At 71.2% G+C, this 20,519-nt stretch carries 20 protein-coding genes; 9 read left to right on the top strand and 11 right to left on the bottom strand.

Annotated elements, in window-relative coordinates; all coding sequences use genetic code 11:
- Positions 1-120 precede the first annotated feature (120 nt).
- Entirely contained in the window at positions 121-1,455 is a 1,335-nt protein-coding gene (gene gabT / locus EES41_RS26385) for a 4-aminobutyrate--2-oxoglutarate transaminase (RefSeq protein WP_123080584.1), read from the top strand.
- Positions 1,456-1,588: 133 nt separating this feature from the next.
- Positions 1,589-2,383, top strand: a complete 795-nt coding sequence (locus tag EES41_RS26380) for a phosphatase PAP2 family protein (protein ID WP_123080583.1) — start codon at positions 1,589-1,591, stop codon at positions 2,381-2,383.
- Between the two features lie 35 nt (positions 2,384-2,418).
- Here the strand turns inward: EES41_RS26380 and EES41_RS26375 are convergent, their stop codons facing one another.
- The 7 genes from EES41_RS26375 to EES41_RS26345 all read right to left on the bottom strand — a co-directional run bounded on the left by EES41_RS26375 (position 2,419) and on the right by EES41_RS26345 (position 10,278).
- Positions 2,419-2,883: a hypothetical protein gene (locus EES41_RS26375; protein WP_123080582.1), complete on the bottom strand. Its 465-nt coding sequence runs from the start codon at positions 2,881-2,883 to the stop codon at positions 2,419-2,421.
- A 152-nt stretch (positions 2,884-3,035) separates the two neighbouring features.
- Entirely contained in the window at positions 3,036-4,454 is a 1,419-nt protein-coding gene (locus EES41_RS26370; RefSeq protein WP_123080581.1) for an FAD-binding oxidoreductase, read from the bottom strand.
- A 21-nt stretch (positions 4,455-4,475) separates the two neighbouring features.
- Entirely contained in the window at positions 4,476-5,270 is a 795-nt protein-coding gene (locus tag EES41_RS26365) for an ABC transporter permease (RefSeq protein ID WP_123080580.1), read from the bottom strand.
- A complete protein-coding gene (locus EES41_RS26360; RefSeq protein ID WP_123080579.1) occupies positions 5,270-6,199 on the bottom strand; it encodes an ABC transporter permease in 930 nt (309 codons plus the stop codon). The genes EES41_RS26365 and EES41_RS26360 overlap by 1 nt, the downstream gene beginning before the upstream one ends.
- Positions 6,196-7,365: an ABC transporter ATP-binding protein gene (locus EES41_RS26355; protein ID WP_123080578.1), complete on the bottom strand. Its 1,170-nt coding sequence runs from the start codon at positions 7,363-7,365 to the stop codon at positions 6,196-6,198. Before EES41_RS26355 ends, EES41_RS26360 begins: the two co-directional genes overlap by 4 nt.
- Before the next feature lie 66 nt (positions 7,366-7,431).
- Positions 7,432-8,682, bottom strand: coding sequence for a spermidine/putrescine ABC transporter substrate-binding protein (locus tag EES41_RS26350; RefSeq protein ID WP_123080577.1), 1,251 nt, complete (start codon positions 8,680-8,682; stop codon positions 7,432-7,434).
- Positions 8,683-8,760: 78 nt separating this feature from the next.
- Entirely contained in the window at positions 8,761-10,278 is a 1,518-nt protein-coding gene (locus EES41_RS26345) for a gamma-aminobutyraldehyde dehydrogenase (protein WP_123080576.1), read from the bottom strand.
- A 193-nt stretch (positions 10,279-10,471) separates the two neighbouring features.
- Here EES41_RS26345 and EES41_RS26340 point away from each other — a divergent pair, with 193 nt between their 5' ends.
- Complete coding sequence (locus tag EES41_RS26340; RefSeq protein ID WP_123080575.1) at positions 10,472-11,056, top strand: NADAR family protein; 585 nt, start codon at positions 10,472-10,474, stop codon at positions 11,054-11,056.
- Between the two features lie 13 nt (positions 11,057-11,069).
- Positions 11,070-11,318 carry a hypothetical protein gene (locus EES41_RS26335; protein WP_123080574.1) on the top strand — a complete coding sequence of 83 codons (249 nt, stop codon included), beginning with the start codon at positions 11,070-11,072 and terminating at the stop codon, positions 11,316-11,318.
- Here the strand turns inward: EES41_RS26335 and EES41_RS26330 are convergent.
- Positions 11,273-11,902 carry a DUF4190 domain-containing protein gene (locus EES41_RS26330; RefSeq protein ID WP_254211569.1) on the bottom strand — a complete coding sequence of 210 codons (630 nt, stop codon included), beginning with the start codon at positions 11,900-11,902 and terminating at the stop codon, positions 11,273-11,275. The two genes, EES41_RS26335 and EES41_RS26330, sit on opposite strands and share 46 nt — an antisense overlap.
- 198 nt (positions 11,903-12,100) lie before the next feature.
- Here EES41_RS26330 and EES41_RS26325 point away from each other — a divergent pair, with 198 nt between their 5' ends.
- From EES41_RS26325 to EES41_RS26305, 5 genes are all read left to right on the top strand, one after another.
- Entirely contained in the window at positions 12,101-13,126 is a 1,026-nt protein-coding gene (locus EES41_RS26325) for an adenosine deaminase (RefSeq protein WP_123080572.1), read from the top strand.
- Between the two features lie 21 nt (positions 13,127-13,147).
- Positions 13,148-13,837: a glycerophosphodiester phosphodiesterase gene (locus EES41_RS26320; RefSeq protein WP_250569719.1), complete on the top strand. Its 690-nt coding sequence runs from the start codon at positions 13,148-13,150 to the stop codon at positions 13,835-13,837.
- Positions 13,834-15,030 carry a sensor histidine kinase gene (locus tag EES41_RS26315; protein WP_174261741.1) on the top strand — a complete coding sequence of 399 codons (1,197 nt, stop codon included), beginning with the start codon at positions 13,834-13,836 and terminating at the stop codon, positions 15,028-15,030. Before EES41_RS26320 ends, EES41_RS26315 begins: the two co-directional genes overlap by 4 nt.
- Positions 15,027-15,695, top strand: coding sequence for a response regulator transcription factor (locus EES41_RS26310; RefSeq protein WP_123080570.1), 669 nt, complete (start codon positions 15,027-15,029; stop codon positions 15,693-15,695). Before EES41_RS26315 ends, EES41_RS26310 begins: the two co-directional genes overlap by 4 nt.
- 181 nt (positions 15,696-15,876) lie before the next feature.
- Positions 15,877-17,109, top strand: coding sequence for a serine hydrolase (locus EES41_RS26305; protein WP_164495950.1), 1,233 nt, complete (start codon positions 15,877-15,879; stop codon positions 17,107-17,109).
- Here the strand turns inward: EES41_RS26305 and EES41_RS26300 are convergent.
- The 3 genes from EES41_RS26300 to EES41_RS26290 form a co-directional block, all read right to left on the bottom strand.
- On the bottom strand, positions 17,078-17,545 hold the full coding sequence (locus tag EES41_RS26300) for a hypothetical protein (RefSeq protein WP_123080569.1): 468 nt from the start codon (positions 17,543-17,545) through the stop codon (positions 17,078-17,080). The two genes, EES41_RS26305 and EES41_RS26300, sit on opposite strands and share 32 nt — an antisense overlap.
- A gap of 96 nt (positions 17,546-17,641) precedes the next feature.
- Positions 17,642-18,820: a PotD/PotF family extracellular solute-binding protein gene (locus EES41_RS26295; protein WP_123080568.1), complete on the bottom strand. Its 1,179-nt coding sequence runs from the start codon at positions 18,818-18,820 to the stop codon at positions 17,642-17,644.
- A 93-nt stretch (positions 18,821-18,913) separates the two neighbouring features.
- Complete coding sequence (locus EES41_RS26290) at positions 18,914-20,353, bottom strand: gamma-aminobutyraldehyde dehydrogenase (RefSeq protein ID WP_123080567.1); 1,440 nt, start codon at positions 20,351-20,353, stop codon at positions 18,914-18,916.
- Positions 20,354-20,519: the final 166 nt, after the last annotated feature.

Here is a 20,519-nt window from a genome sequence, read left to right as displayed (position 1 = left end):
CGTCGCGGACAAGGACACGCTGGGACCACTCCCGAACGGAGCATGCCGTACCCCCGCCGCCGGGCCTAGCCTGCGGACAAAGACACGAGTGCGTCCGAAAACACCCCCCAGGAGCCCCCTATGACCGCTGTCCCGCAGGAGCGCCGCATCGTCACCGCGATCCCCGGCCCCAAGTCGCAGGAGCTGCAGGCCCGCCGTCTGGAGACGGTCGCCGGCGGCGTGGGCTCCGTGCTCCCCGTCTTCACCGCCCGCGCGGGCGGCGGCATCATCGAGGACGTCGACGGCAACCGTCTGATCGACTTCGGCTCCGGCATCGCCGTGACCTCCGTCGGCGCCTCCGCCGAGGCCGTCGTGCGCCGCGCCTCCGCGCAGCTCGCGGACTTCACCCACACCTGTTTCATGGTCACGCCGTACGAGGGCTACGTCGAGGTCTGCGAGGCCCTCGCCGAGCTGACCCCGGGCGACCACGCCAAGAAGTCGGCGCTGTTCAACTCCGGCGCCGAGGCCGTCGAGAACGCCGTCAAGATCGCCCGTGCGTACACCAAGCGTCAGGCCGTCGTCGTCTTCGACCACGGCTACCACGGCCGTACGAACCTGACCATGGCGCTGACCTCGAAGAACATGCCGTACAAGAACGGCTTCGGCCCGTTCGCCCCCGAGGTCTACCGCGTCCCGGTCGCCTACGGCTACCGCTGGCTGACCGGTGCCGAGAACTGCGGCCCCGAGGCCGCCGCCCAGGCGATCGACCAGATCACCAAGCAGATCGGCGCCGACAACGTCGCCGCGATCATCATCGAGCCGGTCCTCGGCGAGGGCGGCTTCATCGAGCCGGCCAAGGGCTTCCTGCCGGCGATCGTGAAGTTCGCCAACGACAACGGCATCGTCTTCGTCGCCGACGAGATCCAGTCCGGCTTCTGCCGCACCGGCCAGTGGTTCGCGTGCGAGGACGAGGGCATCGTCCCGGACCTGATCACCACCGCCAAGGGCATCGCGGGCGGTCTGCCGCTCGCCGCCGTGACGGGCCGCGCCGAGATCATGGACTCCGCGCACGCGGGCGGCCTGGGCGGCACCTACGGCGGCAACCCGGTGGCCTGCGCCGGTGCGCTGGGCTCCATCGAGACCATGAAGGAGCTCGACCTCAACGCCAAGGCGAAGCAGATCGAGTCCCTCATGAAGGCCCGTCTGACGGCCATGCAGGAGAAGTACGACATCATCGGCGACATCCGCGGCCGCGGCGCCATGATCGCGATCGAGCTGGTCAAGGACCCCGCGTCCAAGACCCCGTTCCCGGAGGCGGCCGGCGCGCTCGCCAAGGCCTGCCACGCCGAGGGCCTGCTCGTCCTCACCTGTGGCACCTACGGCAACGTGCTCCGTTTCCTCCCCCCGATCGTCATCGGCGAGGACCTGCTGAACGAGGGTCTGGACATCCTGGAGGCCGCGTTCGCGGGCATCTGAGCGAACACCCGAACGCGGTGGCCCATCCGTACCGCCGGTAACGGTCGGGCACTGTGAAGAAGGTGTGGGGGGCCGATGGCGGGAGCGCGTTCCTGCTGTCGGTCCCCCTTTCGCTGCCGTACGGTTTCTGCAGATGAGTGAGACAGCCCGTTCCCGGGAGACCGGGGACGATCCCGGCACCGGGCTTCCCCAGCGCCGTACCGGGCATGCGTTCGCGCACCCTCCTCACCGATCGGACGGCCGTCCGCCCCAAACCCCCCGGGGCGCGCGGCAACCCGATCCGGGCGGCCGTCCCGGAACCATCCCCCCTGTTCCGGGACGGCCGGCCACTCTCCTCCCCCTTCTCCTCCTCGCCCTGCTGGGCCTCGCCCTGACGACCTGGCAGGTCCTGGTCTCGGGCCCGCTGCTCGCGCCGGACGAGAGCCTGAGCCGCGCCCTCGTGCGCACGGTCCCCGACGCCGTCACCGAACGCCTCGCCGACCTCGGCAACATCCAGGTCGCCATACCGGTCCTGGCGCTGGCGATGGCGTACTCCGTCCGACGCTCCCGCGCCTGGGCCCCCGCGCTGACGGCGGGTCTCGCGATGGCCCTGGTGCCCGCGCTGATCGTCCCGCTGAAGGAGTGGAGCGCCCGCCCGGGCCCGCTGGAGCCCTGGGCGGCCGGGTACTACCCCTCGGGCCACACGGCCACCGCGGCCGTCGCCTACCTCGGCGCGGCCCTGCTGATCCGCCCGTACGCCCGCCGCCCCTGGCCGCTCCCCGTGGCCCTCGCCCTGACGGCGGCCACGGCCTGCGGCCTGATCCTGCGCGGCTTCCACTGGCCGCTGGACGTCCTGGCCAGCTGCTTCCTGTGCGTACCCCTGCTCCTGGCGGTACGCCGGGCGACGGGCCGGGTGCCGGGCCGGGAGTCGGGTCAGCCGCCGAAGTAGGCGTCGCGGGAAGGCGGACACCGCGGATCCCCCGGTCAAGGCCTCCAGCCCTCCTCGCCCGGCTCCCGGGCCGCGGCCTCGTGCATCGCGAGCTCCAGCAGCGCCGGGTCGGTGAGCGTCCCGCGGCCGTCCGGGACCACCAGCCAGCGCATCCCGCCCGTGTCCCGGCCCGGGTAGGGGACCACGACCCAGCTCCCGCGCCCGGCCCCCCGTACGCCCGTGCCGAGCCAGTGCGAGGCGGTCCCGGCCGGTACGAAGAAGCCCAGCCGGGCGTCACCGGAGTCGGCGAGCACCGGGCCGGGCGGGCCCTGGAGCCGGGTCAGTACGTCGAGGGCGGGCTGCCCCAGCGCCCCCGGCAGGATCAGCACGTCCCAGTGCCGGCCGGCGGGCAGGAGCGCGACCCCGAGGGGGTTGCGCTCCCATTCCCACCGGCAGGCACCCGGATCCGGCGCCGCCGAAACCAGCCAGTCCACCGCCGTTTTGGACCCCTGGGTCGTCATCGCCCGGCCTCCGTTCCCTGTGTCTCGGTGACGTTCTCACCAGAACAGAGCGGGGCCGGGCGCGATGATGACGCGGGATGCGCCACCTCGTGGGGGTGAACCGGCTCACAGCACGACGGGGCGCGGACCCGCGGCGCGCGCCGGCTCGCGCGCTAGCTGTCGAATCCGAGGCCGAACCGGTCCAGGGTCCTCAGCCACAGGTTCCGGCGGCCGCCGCGGGCGTCGGCCCGGGCCAGCGACCACTTGGTCAGCGTGATCCCCGTCCAGGCGAACGGCTCCGGCGGGAACGGCATCGGCCGGGACTTGACCATCTCCAGCTCGGTGCGCTCGGTGCGGGCCCCGTCCAGCAGGTCCAGCATCACGTCCGCCCCGAAGCGGGTGGCCCCGACGCCGAGCCCGGTGTAGCCGGCCGCGTAGGCGACCTTGCCGCCGTGCGCGGTGCCGAAGAACGCGGAGAAGCGCGAGCAGGTGTCGATGGCGCCGCCCCAGGCGTGGCTGAACTTGATGCCCTCCAGCTGCGGGAACGCGGCGAAGAAGTGCTGGGCGAGCAGCAGGTAGGTCTCGGGGCGGTGGTCGTACTCCGAGTCCAGCTTGCCGCGGTAGGGGTAGATGGCGTCGTAGCCGCCCCACAGGATGCGGTTCTCCGGGGTGATCCGGAAGTAGTGGAACTGGTTGGCGCTGTCGCCGAGGCCCTGGCGGTTCTGCCAGCCGATGGCCTTCAGCTGCTCGGCGGTGAGGGGCTCGGTCATCAGGGCGTAGTCGTACACCGGCACCGTGAACGGGCGGATCCGCTTGACCAGCGACGGGAAGATGTTCGTGCCCAGCGCCACCCGGCGGGCGAAGATCCGGCCGTACGGGGTGCGGACGGCCATGCCGGAGCCCGAGGCGGCCAGGGACAGCCCGCGGGTGTTCTCGTAGATCCGTACGCCCAGCGAGAGACAGGCCCGCTTGAGGCCCCAGGCGAGCTTGGCGGGGTTGAGCATGGCGACGCCGTCGGTGTCCCACAGGCCCGCGAGGAAGGTCGGCGAGTCGATCTCGGCGCGCAGTTCGTCCCGGTCGAGCCAGCGCGAGCCGCCGGCCAGGCCCAGCTTCTCGGCCTCCTCGTACAGCTCGCGCAGCTCCTCGACCTGGTGGGGCTCGGTGGCGACGTCGATCTCGCCGGTGCGCTCGAAGTCGCAGTCGATGCCGTAGCGGGCGACGGCGGCCTCGATCTCGTCGAGGTTGCGGGCGCCCAGCTCCTCCAGCTTGGCGAGTTCGCCGGGCCAGCGGGCGAGGCCGTTGGAGAGGCCGTGCGTGAGCGAGGCGGCGCAGAAGCCGCCGTTGCGGCCGGAGGCGGCCCAGCCCGCCTCCTTGGACTCGATCAGGACGACGTCCCTCGCGGGATCGCGCTCCTTGGCGATCAGCGCGGTCCACAGCCCGCTGTACCCGCCGCCGATGACGAGCAGGTCGCAGGCCTCGTCGGAGGTCAGCGCCGGCTCCGCGGCGGGCTTGCCGGGGTCGTCCAGCCAGTACGGGACCGGCAGTGCTCCGGAAAGCGATTGGGCGACACTTCGCATGGCGACTGGGGCCATGGCTTCCAACTCCCTACAGAGTTACTTGGGCTGTGCGTTCTTGCGGCGGTTCCCGGCCATCTGGCCGGCGAGGACCACCAGCACCGCGATGACGAACATCGCCGTGCCGATGACGTTGATCTGCACGGGCGTACCGCGCTGGGCCGACCCCCACACGAACATGGGGAAGGTGACGGTGTTGCCCGAGTTGAAGTTGGTGATGATGAAGTCGTCGAACGAGAGCGCGAAGGAGAGCAGCGCACCGGCCGCGATACCGGGCGCGGCGATCGGCAGGGTGACCCGTACGAAGGTCTGCACCGGCCCCGCGTAGAGGTCGCGGGCGGCCTCCTCCAGCCGTGGGTCCATCGACAGGACGCGCGCCTTGACGGCGGCGACGACGAAGCTGAGGCAGAACATGACGTGGGCGATCAGGATCGTCCAGAAGCCCAGCTGGATGCCCATGTTGAGGAAGAGCGCGAGCAGCGAGGCCGCCATCACGATCTCGGGCATCGCCATGGGCAGGAAGATCAGCGAGTTGACCGCGCCGCGCGCCCGGAACCGGTAGCGGACGAGCGCGAAGGCGATCGCCGTGCCGAGCACGGTGGCGCCGATGGTGGCCCACAGGGCGAGCTGGAGCGACAGGGCCAGGGAGCCGCACATGTCGGCGACCCCGCAGGGGTCCTTCCACGCGTCGAGCGAGAACTCCTGCCAGGCGTAGTTGAACCGCCCGGTGGGGTTGTTGAAGGAGAAGACCGTGACGACGACGTTCGGCAGGATCATGTAGGCGAGCGTGCCGAGACCCGCGATCACGACGAGATTGCGGCGAAGCCAACGCATCAGACCAGGTCCTCCGTTCCCGCTCGGCGGATGTAGACGGTGACCATGATCAGCACGATGGCCATGAGGATGAACGACAGCGCGGCCGCCGTCGGGTAGTCGAGGATCCGCAGGTACTGGGACTGGATGACGTTTCCGATCATCCGGGTGTCCGTGGATCCGAGCAGCTCCGCGTTGACGTAGTCGCCGCTCGCGGGGATGAAGGTCAGCAGCGTTCCGGACACCACGCCCGGCATCGACAGCGGGAAGGTCACCTTCCGGAAGGTCGTGGAGGGGCGGGCGTACAGGTCCCCGGCCGCCTCGTGGAGGCGGGTGTCGATCCGCTCCAGCGAGGTGTAGAGCGGCAGGATCATGAAGGGGAGGAAGTTGTACGTCAGACCGCAGACGACGGCGAGGGGCGTGGCGAGCACCCGCTCCCCCTCGGTCATCCCGAGCCAGCTGGTGACGTCCAGGACGTGCAGGGTGTTGAGGACGTCCACCACCGGGCCGCCGTCGGCCAGGATCGTCTTCCAGGCGAGCGTGCGGATCAGGAAGCTGGTGAAGAAGGGGGCGATGACCAGCACCAGCAGCAGGTTGCGCCAGCGGCCCGCCTTGAAGGCGATCAGGTAGGCCAGCGGGTACCCGAGCAGCAGGCACAGCACGGTCGCGGTGGCGGCGTACAGCAGGGAGCGCAGGAACTGCGGGTAGTACTCGGTCAGGGCGTCCCAGTACGTCTGGAAGTGCCAGGTGACCTTGAAGCCCTCTTCGAGGGAGCCGGTCTGCACCGAGGTGGAGGCCTGGTAGAGCATCGGCAGGACGAAGAACACCAGCAGCCACAGGATGCCGGGGACCAGCAGCCAGTACGGGACCAGCCGCTTGCGCAGCGAGGGCTTGTGGACCGGGGGTTCGGCCGGGGCCTGGGCCCGTGGCGGCGCGGCGGTGGCGGTCATGCGCCCTCCCCGGCCGTCTCGGTGCCCGCGGCGCCCATCGTCCCCGCGAGCATGGACTGAGCGGCGTCGAGGCCGAACGTGTGCTCCGGGTTCCAGTGCAGTACGACCTCGGCGCCGGGGGCGAGGCGGGCGTCGCGCTCGATGTTCTGGACGTAGACCTCCAGGTCGGGGCAGACCGGGTTGTCGATGACGTACTGGGTGGAGACTCCGATGAAGGAGGAGGCGGCGATCGTGCCGCGGATCTTGTTGCGGCCGGCCGCGACGGTGTCCTCCTCGTCCGCGTGGACCAGGGATATCTTCTCCGGGCGCACCCCTACCAGCAGCTTTCCTCCGGCGCGGGGTGTGGTCGAACATCGCGGCGCGGGCAGCCGGAGCGTACTGCCCGCGCTCGACACGACGACGTCGGCGGCGCCGGCCTCCAGGACCTCGGCCTCGATGAGGTTCGAGGTGCCGAGGAAGTTGGCGACGAAGGTGGTCTTCGGGTTCTCGTAGAGCTCGGCGGGGGCGCCGAGCTGCTCGACGCGCCCGCCGTTCATCACGGCGACCGTGTCGGCCATGGTCATGGCCTCTTCCTGGTCGTGCGTGACGTGGACGAAGGTGATGCCGACCTCGGTCTGGATCCGCTTGAGCTCCAGCTGCATCTGGCGGCGCAGCTTGAGGTCGAGGGCGCCGAGCGGCTCGTCGAGGAGCAGCACCTGCGGGTGGTTGATGAGCGCGCGGGCGACGGCCACGCGCTGCTGCTGGCCGCCGGAGAGCTGGTGCGGCTTGCGCTGCGCGAACTGGCCGAGCTCGACCAGCTCCAGCATGTCCTCGACCTGCTTCTTGACGGACTTGATGCCGCGGCGGCGCAGTCCGAAGGCGACGTTCTCGTAGATGTTCAGGTGCGGGAAGAGCGCGTAGCTCTGGAAGACCGTGTTGACGGGCCGCTTGTACGGCGGCAGCTGGGTGACCTCGCGGTCGCCGAGACTGACCGTGCCGGTGGAGGGCTCCTCCAGGCCGGCGATCATCCGCAGGGTGGTGGTCTTCCCGCAGCCTGAGGCGCCGAGCAGGGCGAAGAAGGAGCCCTGGGGGATGGTGAGATCGAGCGGGTGCACGGCGGTGAACGAGCCGTAGTGCTTGCTGATCCCGGCGAGGCGGACGTCGCCGCCCGCGGTCTTGTCAGTCATGGGTCGCGGCCTTCGGTGGTGGTGTCGTCGGAAGGGTGCGGGAGCGCGGGTGCCGTACGGAGCCCGTCAGGCCCCGATGAGCTTGGCGAACTTCTCTTCGTACGCGGTCTCTTCCTCGGAGGTGAGGGAGCGGAAGGCGTGGGCCTTGGCGGCCATCGCCTTGTCCGGCACGATCAGGGGGTTGTCCGCGAGCGCGGGATCGATCTTGGCCAGCTCGTCCTTGACGCCCTCGACCGGGCAGACGTAGCTGATGTACGCGGCCAGCTGGGCGGCGACCGCGGGCTCGTAGTAGTAGTCGATGAGCTTCTCGGCGTTGCCCTTGTGCCGGGCCTGGGCGGGCACCAGCAGGTTGTCGCTGGAGCTGATGTAGCCGGCGGCGGGGATCGAGTACTTGATGTCCGGGTTGCCGGCCTGGAGCTGGATGATGTCGCCGGCCCAGGCCAGGCAGGCGGCGAGGTCGCCCTTGTCGAGGTCCGAGGTGTAGTCGTTGCCCGTGAAGCGGCGGATCTGCTTCTTGTCCACGCCCTTCTGGAGCCGGCCGACGGCCCCGTCGAAGTCGGCGGTGGTGAAGGTGGCCGGGTCCTTGCCCTGGTCGAGCAGGGTCATCCCGACGCTGTCGCGCATCTCGGTGAGGAAGCCGACCCGGCCCTTGAGGGAGGGGTCGTCGAGCAGCTGGGTGACGGAGTCGACCTTCTTGCCGTCGGTGGCCTTGGAGTTGTAGGCGATGACGGTGTCGATGCCGGTCCAGGGGTAGCTGTACGAGCGGCCCGGGTCCCAGTCGGGGGTGCGGAACTGCGGGATCAGATTGGCGTAGGCGTGCGGGAGGCGGGAGGGGTCCAGCTTCTGCGCCCAGCCGAGCCGGATGATGCGGGCGGCGAGCCAGTCGGTGACCACTATGAGGTCGCGGCCGGTGTCCTGGCCCGCCGCGAGCTGCGGGCGGATCTTGCCGAAGAACTCGACGTTGTCGTTGATGTCCTCGGTGTACTTGACCTTGATCCCGGTCCGCTTGGTGAACTCCTCCAGCGTCGGACGGGACTTCTCGTCGTCGCTGGTGTCCATGTACTCGGTCCAGTTGGAGAAGTTGAGCTCCTTCTCCTGGGCCGAGCGGTCGTCGGAGGCCGCCGCCGCGCCGCCCTCCCGCTTGGCGGGCGGGATCCCGCAGGCGGTCAGGGAGGCCAGGGCGCCGAGGGTGAGCGCTCCGGCTCCGGAGGCGCGCAGCAGCGAACGGCGGGTGAGGGCGCCGCGGCCGTCGGTGAGGCTGCGCCGCATCGCGGCGAGTTGCGCCGCCGAGAGGCGGTCGGGCTCGAACTGCTCCATGGGCTGTGCCCTTTCGGGAGGGGTGCCGCTGGTCGGGCGGCGGCTGGATGCCACGCGGCGGAGGAGGCCGCGTCTTCGTTAGGCGCGGTCCCCGAAGATCGTGCGGTGCCAGTCCTTCGCGGCGACCGCGGTGTTGTCGAACATGACGTGCTTGACCTGCGTGTACTCCTCGAAGGAGTAGGCGCTCATGTCCTTTCCGAAGCCGCTCGCCTTGTAGCCGCCGTGGGGCATCTCGCTGATGATCGGGATGTGGTCGTTGACCCAGACGCAGCCCGCCTGGATCTCGCGGGTGGCGCGGTGGGCCCGGTAGAGGTCACGGCTCCAGGCGGAGGCGGCGAGCCCGTACGGGGTGTCGTTGGCCAGCGCGATGCCCTCGTCGTCGGTGTCGAAGGGCAGCACGACGAGGACCGGGCCGAAGATCTCGGACTGGACGACCTCGCTGTCCTGGGCGGCGCCGGCGATCAGGGTGGGCCGGTAGTAGGCGCCCCCGGCGAGTTCCCCGCCGGGGACCTCGCCGCCGCTGACGACGGTGGCGTACGCGCGGGCGCGCTCGACGAAGCCGGCGACGCGGTCGCGCTGGGCGTGCGAGACCAGCGGGCCGAGGTCGGTGGTGGCCGCGAAGGGGTCGCCGAGGCGGACGGTCTCCATCAGCTCGGCCACCCGGGCCACGAAGGCGTCGTGCAGCGGGCGCTGGACGTAGGCGCGGGTGGCGGCGGTGCAGTCCTGGCCGGTGTTGATGAGGGAGGCGGCGACGGCGCCGTGTGCGGCGGCCTCCAGGTCGGCGTCGTCGAAGACCAGGAAGGGAGCCTTGCCGCCGAGCTCCAGGTGGAGCCGCTTGACGGTGGCGGTGGCGATCTCGGCGACGCGCTTGCCGACGGCGGTGGAGCCGGTGAAGGAGGTCATGACCACGTCCGGGTGGCCGACCAGGTGCTCGCCCGCCTCCCGGCCGGCGCCGGTGACGATGTTGATCACGCCGTCGGGCAGGCCCGCGTCCTTGGCCGCCTGGGCGAACATCAGGGAGGTGAGCGGGGTGATCTCGGCGGGCTTGAGGACGATGGTGTTGCCCGCGGCGATGGCCGGGAGGATCTTCCAGGCGGCCATCTGGAGCGGATAGTTCCAGGGCGCGATGGAGCCGACGACCCCGATGGCCTCGCGGCGCACGTACGAGGTGTGGTCGCCGGAGTACTCGGCGGCGGCCTGCCCCTGGAGGTGGCGCGCGGCGCCCGCGAAGAAGGCGGTGTTGTCGATCGTCCCCGGGACGTCGAACTCCGTGGACAGCTTGATCGGCTTGCCGCACTGGAGGGACTCGGCGTACGCGAAGTCCTCGGCCTGCTCGGCCAGCACGGCGGCGAAGCGGTGCAGCGCGTCGGAACGCTCGCCGGGGGTGGCGCCGGACCAGCCGGGGAAGGCGCGCTTGGCGGCGGCGACGGCCTCGTCCACGTCCGCGGTGCCCGCGAGTTCGTAGGTCAGGACCTCCTCGCCGGTGGCCGGGTCGATGACCGTGTGTGACCGGCCCGAGGTGCCGGACCTGAGTTGTCCGTCGATGTACTGCGCGCCGTCTGCGAAGCGGTCCTTAACCTGGAAGCGGTTACCCATGACGCTCTCACGCTCTCCTAGCTACAGTTCGAGCTACAGCTCGAATTGATTGCCGATCCTGACAGAGGTGGCCCCCTCGGCCAAGTGATTCCGTTGTTGCCTTTTGATTACGCGACGGAATCGGTCGACCATGTGTCGAGGCACACCGAAAATCCCGTACGAAGTGTCAGTGGCGACTGCCACACTCGCGTGCATGGAGACGATCGATGCCCTGATCAAGCAGGTCAGCAGTGGTGAACGGGTGAAGTTCCTGCCGTTCTGGGGACACCGGCCGAGGCCCGACGGATCGCTCGGGCCGAGCTGCCTGAGCCAGTGGTGGCCGTCCGCTTTCACTGTGGGTGACGTCCGGTACGCGACGGCGGAACACTGGATGATGGCCGGCAAGGCACGGCTGTTCGGGGACGCCGAGGCCGAGCGCGCCGCCCTGGAAGCGACGAGTCCGGCCGCCGCGAAGAAGGCCGGGCGACTGGTGCGCGGCTTCGACGACACGCTGTGGGAGCGGGAGCGGTACGCGCTCGTGGTGGAGGGCAGCGTCCACAAGTTCGGCTCCGACCCGGCGCTGCGGGCGTACCTGCTGGGCACGGGGAACCGGGTACTGGTGGAGGCGAGCCCGATGGACCGGATCTGGGGCATCGGGCTCGGCGCCGATGACGAGCGCGCCCTGGACCCGGCCCGCTGGCGCGGGCTGAACCTGCTGGGCTTCGCCCTGATGGAGGCCCGCGAGCGCCTGCGGGCGGACGCGCGGGCGGACGCGCGGGCGGCGGCCGAGCGGGAGTGAGCCGGGCGGCCGTGTGCCGGTCTGCACCTGGAACCTGGCCGGGTACCGGTCGGGGCGCGCGCCCGCCGGTTCCGGCAACGGGCGCGCCTTCGGCGGGCTGACCGGCGCGGCGTTCCGCAGGGTCTCCCCGATCGGGGGCGGCCGGGACACCGGCTGGCGGGACCGGACGGGGCCGGGCCCGGGCAGCCACGGCCCGGGCCCGGCCCTTTCGTTCGGTCAGACCTTCTCGTGGTTCTGCGAGTTCGAGTACGGGCTGTCGTAACCCGAGTCGTCGTCGATGTCCCCGAGGTCGGCCAGCAGGCCGAACCCCAGGATCACCAGCAGGAGGCCGCCCAGCACCATGCCGATCACGCCCAGGATCAGACCGGCCAGCGCCATGCCCCCGTTGGTGGCCTCGCCGCGGTTCGCCCGGCCCCGGCCCAGGGCGCCGAAGACGATGGCGCCGATGCCGAGACCGACCGAGAAGACGCTGGTGACGCACGCGACGACCGAGAGGATGCCGAGGACGAGCGAGGTGACGCCGAAGCTGTTGTTCGGCTGCGGCGCCCCGTAGGGCGGGTAGGCACCGGCGCCCGGGTATCCGGGGTAGCCGTAGCCGCCCGGGGCCTGCGGCTGTACCGGGTAGCCGTAACCGCCCGGGGCGGGCTGCGACGGGTATCCGTAGCCCGGCGCCAGGGGCGGGGCCCCGGGTATCGGACCGGGTATCGCGCCCGGTGCCTGCGACTGGGTCTGCGAACCGGCCTGCGGGAAATCGCCCCCCGGCATTCCCGCGATGGTCTGCTGATCGTGCACGGACGGCGCGGGCGGCGTGAACGGCGCGGACTGCCCGGCCGGCGCACCCGACACGCCCGGCGCTCCCTGATGCTTGGCTGGATCGGCCGCCGGCCGCTCCGGCGGCGCCCACGGGTCTCGCGGCTCGGGGCTGTGGTCGGTCATACGGCGCCCCCCTCTCGTACAGCCATGCTAAGCGCTGGCACCGACACTCCCGGGTCCTGCCTACGATGAAGCCGCTCCTGTCCTTACCGCGTCCCCCGGAGGCCCCTCATGCCCGACCTGCACCCCTTCATCGCGGGGCTGCCCAAGGCCGAACTCCACGTCCACCACGTCGGCTCGGCGTCCCCGCGCATCGTGGCCGAACTGGCCGCCCGCCACCCCGACTCGAAGGTCCCCACCGACCCCGAGGCCCTCGCCGACTACTTCACCTTCACCGACTTCGCGCACTTCATCGAGGTCTACCTGTCGGTCGTCGACCTGGTCCGCACCCCGGACGACGTCCGCACCCTCACCTTTGAAGTCGCCCGCGACATGGCCCGGCAGAACATCCGCTACGCCGAGCTGACCATCACCCCGTACTCCTCGACCCGCCGCGGCATCGAGGAGAAGGCCTTCATGGAGGCCATCGAGGACGCCCGCAAGGCCGCCGAGACCGAGCTCGGCGTCATCCTGCGCTGGTGCTTCGACATCCCCGGCGAGGCCGGTCTGGAGGCCGCCGCCGAGACCGCGCGGCTCGCCGTCGACCTGCACCCCGAAGGCCTGGTCTCCTTCGGCCTCGGCGGCCCCGAGATCGGTGTGCCGCGCCCGCAGTTCAAGCCGTACTTCGACGCCGCCCGCGCCGCCGGCCTGCACAGCGTGCCGCACGCCGGCGAGACCACCGGCCCGGAGACGATCTGGGACTCGATCCGCGACCTGGGCGCCGAGCGCATCGGCCACGGCACCAGCGCCACGCAGGACCCGGAGCTGCTCGCCTACCTCGCCGAGCACCGGATCGCGCTGGAGGTCTGCCCGACCTCGAACATCGCCACGCGCGCCGTCACCGACCTGGACCGGCACCCCGTCAAGGAGATGGTCGCGGCGGGCGTGCTCGTCACCATCAACAGCGACGACCCGCCGATGTTCGGCTCCGACCTCAACAACGAGTACGCGGTGGCCGCCCGCCTCCTCGACCTCGACGAGCGGGGACTCGCGCAGCTGGCGAAGAACGCCGTCGAGGCCTCCTTCCTGGACGAGGCCGGCAAGGCCAGGATCAGCGCGGAGATCGACACCTACACGGCGGCCTGGCTGGCGCGCTGACGCCCCGCGAGAATGGGGTGCATGCGCACCCTGACTGCCGTCGGCCACCGCGGCGATCCCTACCGTGTCCGTGAGAACACCCTGGCCTCGATCGGCTCCGCGTTCGCCCGCGGGGCGGACGCGGTCGAGATCGACGTACGGCTGACCCGCGACGGGGTGCCGGTCCTCCTCCACGACGAGACGCTCCAGCGGCTGTGGGGTCATGACGTGCGGCTCGACGCCGTCACGGCCCCTCAGCTGAGGGAGCTGACCGGGGGCGGGATCCCGACCCTGCGCGACGCCCTGACGGCCGCCGGCGCGGGCCGGCTGATGATCGACCTGCCCGGCGCCTCCCCCGAGGGGGTGCGGACGGTGGTCGGCCTGGTCCGTGACTGCGGGGCCCGCGAGCGTACGTACTACTGCGCGGGCGCGCGCACCATGCTGGCGGTGCGCGCCGCCGATCCGGATGCGGAGATCGCGCTGACCTGGACCTCCCTGTCCCCGCCGCGCCGGGCGCTGATCGACGCGCTGGCCCCGGCCTGGCTCAACTACCGCTTCGGGCTGGTCAGCCGGGAGCTGACGGACGCCCTGCACCGGGACGGGCTGCTGGTCTCGGCCTGGACGGCGGACACCAGGCGCACGATGCGCCGGCTGATCGCGGCCGGGGTGGACTCCGTCACCACGAACCGGCTGGACGCGCTGGACGGCGTACGGGCCGAGTCCGGCCGGTGATACGCGCCTGGGGGGAGCGGATCCGGCGGGCGGACCCGCGGTGGCGGGACCCGGGGCTGACGCTGCTGGTGCAGGTGGCGACGACGATCCCGTTCGTGGTGCCCCGCGATCCGCTGGATTCCCCGGCCACTTGGCCGGCGTACGCGCTGACCACGCTGGGCAATCTGCCGCTGGTGTGGCGGCGGCGGGCGCCCGTCGCGGCGATCTTCGGGATGGTCGCGGCCGGCTCGGTCTACACGCTGGCGCTGGACGGCCCCGGGCAACCGCTGCCGTACGCCCCGCTGATCGGCGTGTACACGATGGCGCTGCTGTGCCCGGTGCGGGTGCGGATCGCCATGGGCGTGATGCTGAGCGGGCTGGTCCTGGCTTCGGTCGCCCTCAACACCGGGACGGCGCGGGAGCTGCTGTTCGCGCTGTTCGTCTTCGCCGCGGCGTACGCGCTGGGGCGGCTGCAGCACACCCGGCAGGCCTACACGGCGGCCGTCGAGGCGCGGGCGGCGGAGCTGGAGCGGGCGAACCGGATCGAGGCGGAGCAGGCGGCGGCGCGTGAACGGGCCCGGATCGCGCGGGAGATGCACGACGTCCTCTCGCACGCGGTCAGCATCATGATCGTGCAGGCCGAGGCCGGTCCGGTGGCGGTGCGCCGGGCCCCCGAGCGGGCGGAGGCGGCCTTCGACGCGATCGCGGAGACGGGGCGGGACGCGATGGCGCAGTTGCGGACGATGCTGGGGGTGCTACGGACGGACGGCGCCGCGCGGGCCGCCCCGCGCGGCCCGCAGCCGGGCGTCGAGGAGCTGGCGGGGCTGCTGGAGCGGGTGCGGGGCAGCGGGCTGGAGGTGTCGTACGAGCGGACGGGCGCGGTGCGCGGGCTGCCGGCGGCGCTGGAGGCGACGGTGCACCGCGTGGTGCAGGAGGCGCTGACGAACGTGGTGAAGCACGCCGGGGCCTCACGGGTGTCGGTCCGGCTGGAGTACGGGGCGCGGGAGCTGACGGTGACGGTCGCGGACGACGGGCGGGGCCCGGGATCCGGCGGGCGGGGCCCGGGGGCGGCGTCGGGCGGGCACGGGCTGATCGGGATCCGGGAGCGGGCGGCCGCGCACGGCGGTGCGGCGGTGGCCGGCCCGGGGCCGGGCGGCAGCGGGTTCGTGGTCCGGGTGGTGCTTGTAACCTCGCCGCTGGAGGTGGGGAGTTGACGATCCGTGTGGTGGTGGCCGACGACCAGGAGCTGGTGCGCAGCGGCTTCGCGATGATCCTGGACGCCCAGGAGGACATCGAGGTCGTCGCGGAGGCGGGCGACGGCGCCGCGGCGGTGGAGGCGGTGGACCGGCTCGCGCCGGACGTGGTGCTGCTGGACATCCGGATGCCGGTGCTGGACGGGATCGAGGCGTGCCGGGCGATCTCGGCGCGGAGCGCGTGCCGGGCGGTGATGCTGACGACCTTCGATGCCGACGAGTACGTGTACGAGGCGCTGCACGCGGGGGCGAGCGGGTTCCTGCTGAAGGACGTGCGGCGGGACGACCTGGTGCACGCGGTACGGGTGGTGGCGGCGGGCGATTCGCTGCTGGCGCCTTCGGTGGCGCGGCGGCTGATCGAGGAGTACACGGCGGCGACGGCCCGGCGGGCCGGGGTCCCGGCGCTGTCGGCGGACCGGCTGGAGGTGCTGACGGCGCGGGAGCGGGAGACGCTGCTGCATCTGGGGCGGGGGCGGTCGAACGCGGAGATCGCGGCGGAGCTGACGGTGAGCGAGCACACGGTGAAGTCCCATGTGGGGAACGTGCTGGCGAAGCTGGGGCTACGGGACCGGATCCAGGCGGTGATCTGCGCCTATGAGACGGGGCTGATCTCAGCCGGGTCGTGACTGGCTCCGGGGTATCTCCCTCCGGCGGGTGAGACGCGGCGGGGCGGCTCCCTCTGGCCGGTGAGTTGTCGTACCGCTGAAGACCCCTCTCGTTGGTGATCCGCGACGACCCCTCGGAGCAGGAGCATTGAGGTCATCGGGGCGGGTGGCCGCCCGGAGAGACCACGAGGGGGATCCCATCATGAACGCTCGCGCGCGCACCTTCATCGCCGCCACCCTGGTCCTGGGCATCGCGTCCGGTCCGGCCGTCGCCCGGGCCGCACCGGCTCCGGCCGCGGCTTCGGCATCAGCCGGAGTCAACGCGCCGCCCGTGTTCACGACGCCGCCCGACGCGGTGGCGCTGCGGAAGGCGCTGGCCGGTGTGGGCGCCCGGGGCGAGGAGGCCACCGCCGCGCTGGTCCGGGTGGGCGGTACGAGCGGCGCCTGGCGGGGCGGCGCCGGCGTCGCGGATGTCCGTACGGGGCGGGGGCCCGTCGCAGGCGCCCGGTTCCGGGCCGGCTCGGTGACCAAGACCTTCACGGCGGCGGTGGTGCTGCAACTCGCCGCCGAGGGCGAAGTGGACCTGGACAGCCCGGTGCAGCGGTACCTGCCGGGGCTGCTGCCGGCCGGCCCCGGGGGCTTCGAGCCCGTCAGCGTGCGGCAGTTGCTGAACCACACGAGCGGCATCCCCGCGGGTGACGGCCGGGAGACCCCGTTCAAGGAGCAGTACGCGCACCGTTTCGATGGGGTGGACCCGCATGCGCTGATCGCCGCCGCGGCGGCGAAGGGCCCCGAGTTCCGGCCGGGCAGGAAGCAGCACTACCAGAACATCGACTACACGGTCCTGGCCGTACTGATCGAGAAGCTGACGGGGGCGTCGTACGAGGAGGCGCTGTCCGCCCGGATCCTCAGGCCGCTGGGACTGCGCGACACCTCGGTTCCGGGGCGTGCGCAGAACCGGATACCGGGTCCGCACCACCACGGCTACCAGGCAGTGCGGCGGCCCGGCGGCGGCAGCTCGCTGGTCGATGTGACGGACTGGAACTCCTCGGCCAACTGGGCCGCGGGGGACCTGATGTCGACCACCGCGGATCTGGAGAGGTTCACCGTCGCCCTCTTCGGCGGCAAGGTCGTGCCGAAGGCGCAGCTGGAGGAGATGTTCACGGTGCCGGCGGTGAAGGACTTCGAGTCCGGGGAGGACGCCGTGCACACGGCGGGCATGCAGCGGATCGTACTGCCGGGCGGCACCGTGGCCTACGGCAAGACGGGCTCCCGGTACGGCTACAGCACCGTGATCGGCGGGACGCGCGACCTCTCGCGCACCCTCGTCTACTCGGTCAACTCCACCGATGCCAAAGGCACCGCCCTGAACAAGGTGACGTCCGGGATCATCATGGCGGCCTTCACGAAGCCGGCATCGTCTCCAGCCGCTTGATCATGCGGCGGAGCACCAGCAGCGGAATGATCCCGAAGACCCCGAACGACATGTCGATCACGCTCCACCAGAAGGGGATCCCCCGGACGGGGCCGCAGATCAGGGCGAGCGGGATGATCCCGGCGCAGGCGATCATGCCTGCTTCGACGATCCATATGTTGCGGACGGGATCCCGGTGGACGCCGTAGAAGAAGACGGCGATCACCAGGTGGGCGAAGGCGAGCCAGTCGGTCCCGTAGAGGAGGAAGGGGTAGTCCGCGTCCGCTCGGTCCAGGCCGTCGCCCACCCGGCGCAGCCAGGTGTTGGAGACCAGGGAGTTGGCCCAGTGGAGCTCACTGACCAGGGGGAAGGCCGTGAGCCCGCTGAGCACGAGGCAGACGAGGAACAGGACAAGCCAGGCACGGATACGCCGTTGGAGGGCGCTTCTCTCGCTCATGATCGAAAGCCTACGCCCATTTCTGAACGCGTTCAGTCAATTTACTGAACATGTTCAGTCCCGCGCGCCGGGCCGCGCCCGGAGCCGGCGGGGACGTCAGAGTCCGACGATGGCGTTCCAGCGCCTGGCGAGGGTGCGGCGCTCGGCCGAGGAGATGTCCCGGGCCACGACGAGCCGGCGGCGCATGTCCTCGTCGGGGAAGATCAGCGGGTTCTCGGCCAGTTCGGCGGTCTCCTTGTCGTCGGCTGCGGCCAGGACCTCGCGGGCGGCCGGCACGGGGCAGACGTAGTTGACGGAGGCGGCGAGCTCGGCGGCCACCTCGGGGTCGTAGTAGAAGTCGATCAGCGCCTCGGCGTTGGCCTTGTGCCGGGCGAGGTTGGGGACGAGCAGGCTCTCCGCCCAGAGCTCGGCGCCCTCCTCGGGGACCACGAACTCGATGTCCGGGTTGTCGGCCTGGAGCTGGATGGCGTCGCCGGAGTACGCCTGGCAGGCCAGTACGTCGCCCTTGCTCAGATCGGAGGTGTAGTCGTTGCCGGTGAAGCGGCGGATGTGCTTCTTCTTCACCATGCCCTCGACCCGGTCGCACATCCGGTGGAAGTCGGACTCGGTCCACCGGGTGACGTCCACGCCGTCGCCCTGCATCAGCAGCGCGAAGGACTCGTCGAGCCCGGAGAAGAGGGTGACCTTGCCCGCCAGGTCGGGGCGCCAGAGGTCATTGACGGACTTGATCTCCCGGCCGAGGGCCTTGCGGTTGTAGGCGATTCCGGTGATCCCCGACTGCCAGGGGACGGTGTGCAGCCGGCCCTCGTCGAAGGCGGGGGAGGCGAGCTGCGGGTCGAGGTGCGCACTGACGTTGGACTGCGCCGAGCGGTCCATCTTCTGCGCCCAGCCCAGGTGGACGAAGCGGGCGGCCATCCAGTCGCTGACCACCACGAGGTCGTGGCCGGTCTCCTGGTGGTTCATGAGGGCCGGGCTGACCTTGCCGAAGAACTCGTCGTTGTCGTTGATCTCCTCGGTGTAGCGGACGGCGATGCCGGTCCGCTCCGTGAAGGCGGCCAGCGTGGGCCGGCGCGACTCGTCCTCCTCGTCGGTGTCGATGTAGAGCGGCCAGTTCGAGAAGGCGACGCTCTGGTCCCGGCCGGAGCGGTCCGGGCCTTCCCGGCGGTCCTCGGGGACGTAGGCCGCGGGCACACCGCAGCCGGCGAGGCCGGCCACCAGGCCCGCGGCGCCCAGGCCGCGCAGCACCGCGCGGCGGGAGAAGGGGAGTTCAGGCATGGGCAAAGCCTGGGGGAACGCGAGGGGGCGGACAATAGACATGTTGTCTACTGCCCGCCCCGTCAGAGCTGTGTTGTGGTCAGCTCGGCGCGGTCAGCCGTCGAGCGAGGTCATGACGTGCTTGATGCGCGTGTAGTCCTCGAAGCCGTAGGCGGAGAGGTCCTTGCCGTAGCCGGACTTCTTGAAGCCGCCGTGCGGCATCTCGGCGACGAGCGGGATGTGGGTGTTGATCCACACGCAGCCGAAGTCGAGGTTCTTGGACATCCGCATCGCGCGGCCGTGGTCCTTGGTCCACACGGAGGAGGCGAGGGCGAACTCGACGCCGTTCGCGTACTCCAGGGCCTGGGCCTCGTCCGTGAAGGACTGGACGGTGATGACGGGGCCGAAGACCTCGTTCTGGATGATCTCGTCGTCCTGCTTCAGGCCGGAGACCACGGTCGGGGCGTAGAAGAAGCCCTTCTCGCCGACCTGGTGGCCGCCCGCCTCGACCTTGGCGTGCGCCGGGAGGCGCTCGATGAAGCCCGCGACCTGCTTGAGCTGGTTCGGGTTGTTCAGCGGGCCGTACAGCACGTCCTCGTCGTCCGGCTGGCCGGTCTTGGTGTCGGAGGCGGCCTTGGCCAGCGCGGAGACGAACTCGTCGTGGATCGACTCGTGCACGAGCACGCGGGTGGCGGCGGTACAGTCCTGGCCGGCGTTGAAGTAGCCGGCGACGGCGATGTCCTCGACGGCCTTCGCGATGTCGGCGTCCTGGAAGACCACGACCGGGGCCTTGCCGCCGAGCTCCAGGTGGACGCGCTTGACGTCCTTGGAGGCGCTCTCGGCGACCTGCATGCCGGCGCGCACCGAGCCGGTGATGGAGGCCATCGCCGGGGTGGAGTGCTCGACCATGGCCTTGCCGGTCTCGCGGTCGCCGCAGATGACGTTGAAGACGCCCTTGGGCAGGACCGAGTCGATGATCTCGGCCATCAGGACGGTGGAGGCCGGGGTGGTGTCCGAGGGCTTCAGGACGACCGTGTTGCCCGCGGCGATGGCCGGGGCGAACTTCCAGACGGCCATCATCATCGGGTAGTTCCAGGGTGCGACCTGGGCGCAGACGCCGACCGGCTCGCGACGGACGATCGAGGTCATCCCGTCCATGTACTCGCCGGCCGAGCGGCCTTCGAGGATGCGGGCCGCACCCGCGAAGAAGCGGATCTGGTCCACCATCGGCGGCAGCTCCTCGCTGGCCGTGAGGCCCAGCGGCTTGCCGGTGTTCTCCGACTCGGCGGCCACGAGCTCGTCCGCGCGCGCCTCGAAGGCGTCCGCGATCTTGAGCAGGGCCTTCTGCCGCTCCGACGGCGTGGTGTCGCGCCAGGCCGGGAAGGCGGCGGCGGCAGCGGCCATGGCCGCGTCCACGTCGGCCTGGCCGGACAGCGGGGCGGTGGCGTACGCCTCGCCGGTGGCGGGGTTGACCACCTCGGTGGTCCGCCCGTCGGCGGCGTCCTTGAACTCCCCGCCGATGTAGTTGCGCAGACGACGCAGTTCGGTGGTCACTACAGCCACACTCCTGATCACATGTCCAATGGTTGAGACGATCCCCAAGCCTAGCTCCTCGGCGGACGCTTTCGACAGGGGCAGACACGGTGAACTACGAAATCAGTGAGATCCGAACCTCCAAACAACGGATTTCATCGATTCCGTCTTGCGGAACGGACGACTC

It is taken from the genome of Streptomyces sp. ADI95-16, assembly GCF_003721495.1.
In the GTDB taxonomy this organism is placed as follows: domain Bacteria; phylum Actinomycetota; class Actinomycetes; order Streptomycetales; family Streptomycetaceae; genus Streptomyces; species Streptomyces goshikiensis.
Note: the sequence above shows the minus strand (reverse complement) of the source record. Positions and strands in the feature narration are given on the sequence as shown.

Excerpts from the sequence above, each read along its gene's own strand:
- gabT (WP_123080584.1), top strand. The coding sequence starts at position 121 with ATGACCGCTGTCCCGCAGGAGCGCCGCATCGTCACCGCGATCCCCGGC.
- EES41_RS26380 (WP_123080583.1), top strand. The coding sequence starts at position 1,589 with ATGAGTGAGACAGCCCGTTCCCGGGAGACCGGGGACGATCCCGGCACC.
- EES41_RS26375 (WP_123080582.1), bottom strand. The coding sequence starts at position 2,883 with ATGACGACCCAGGGGTCCAAAACGGCGGTGGACTGGCTGGTTTCGGCG.
- EES41_RS26370 (WP_123080581.1), bottom strand. The coding sequence starts at position 4,454 with ATGGCCCCAGTCGCCATGCGAAGTGTCGCCCAATCGCTTTCCGGAGCA.
- EES41_RS26365 (WP_123080580.1), bottom strand. The coding sequence starts at position 5,270 with ATGCGTTGGCTTCGCCGCAATCTCGTCGTGATCGCGGGTCTCGGCACG.
- EES41_RS26360 (WP_123080579.1), bottom strand. The coding sequence starts at position 6,199 with ATGACCGCCACCGCCGCGCCGCCACGGGCCCAGGCCCCGGCCGAACCC.
- EES41_RS26355 (WP_123080578.1), bottom strand. The coding sequence starts at position 7,365 with ATGACTGACAAGACCGCGGGCGGCGACGTCCGCCTCGCCGGGATCAGC.
- EES41_RS26350 (WP_123080577.1), bottom strand. The coding sequence starts at position 8,682 with ATGGAGCAGTTCGAGCCCGACCGCCTCTCGGCGGCGCAACTCGCCGCG.
- EES41_RS26345 (WP_123080576.1), bottom strand. The coding sequence starts at position 10,278 with ATGGGTAACCGCTTCCAGGTTAAGGACCGCTTCGCAGACGGCGCGCAG.
- EES41_RS26340 (WP_123080575.1), top strand. The coding sequence starts at position 10,472 with ATGGAGACGATCGATGCCCTGATCAAGCAGGTCAGCAGTGGTGAACGG.
- EES41_RS26325 (WP_123080572.1), top strand. The coding sequence starts at position 12,101 with ATGCCCGACCTGCACCCCTTCATCGCGGGGCTGCCCAAGGCCGAACTC.
- EES41_RS26320 (WP_250569719.1), top strand. The coding sequence starts at position 13,148 with ATGCGCACCCTGACTGCCGTCGGCCACCGCGGCGATCCCTACCGTGTC.
- EES41_RS26305 (WP_164495950.1), top strand. The coding sequence starts at position 15,877 with ATGAACGCTCGCGCGCGCACCTTCATCGCCGCCACCCTGGTCCTGGGC.
- EES41_RS26300 (WP_123080569.1), bottom strand. The coding sequence starts at position 17,545 with ATGAGCGAGAGAAGCGCCCTCCAACGGCGTATCCGTGCCTGGCTTGTC.
- EES41_RS26295 (WP_123080568.1), bottom strand. The coding sequence starts at position 18,820 with ATGCCTGAACTCCCCTTCTCCCGCCGCGCGGTGCTGCGCGGCCTGGGC.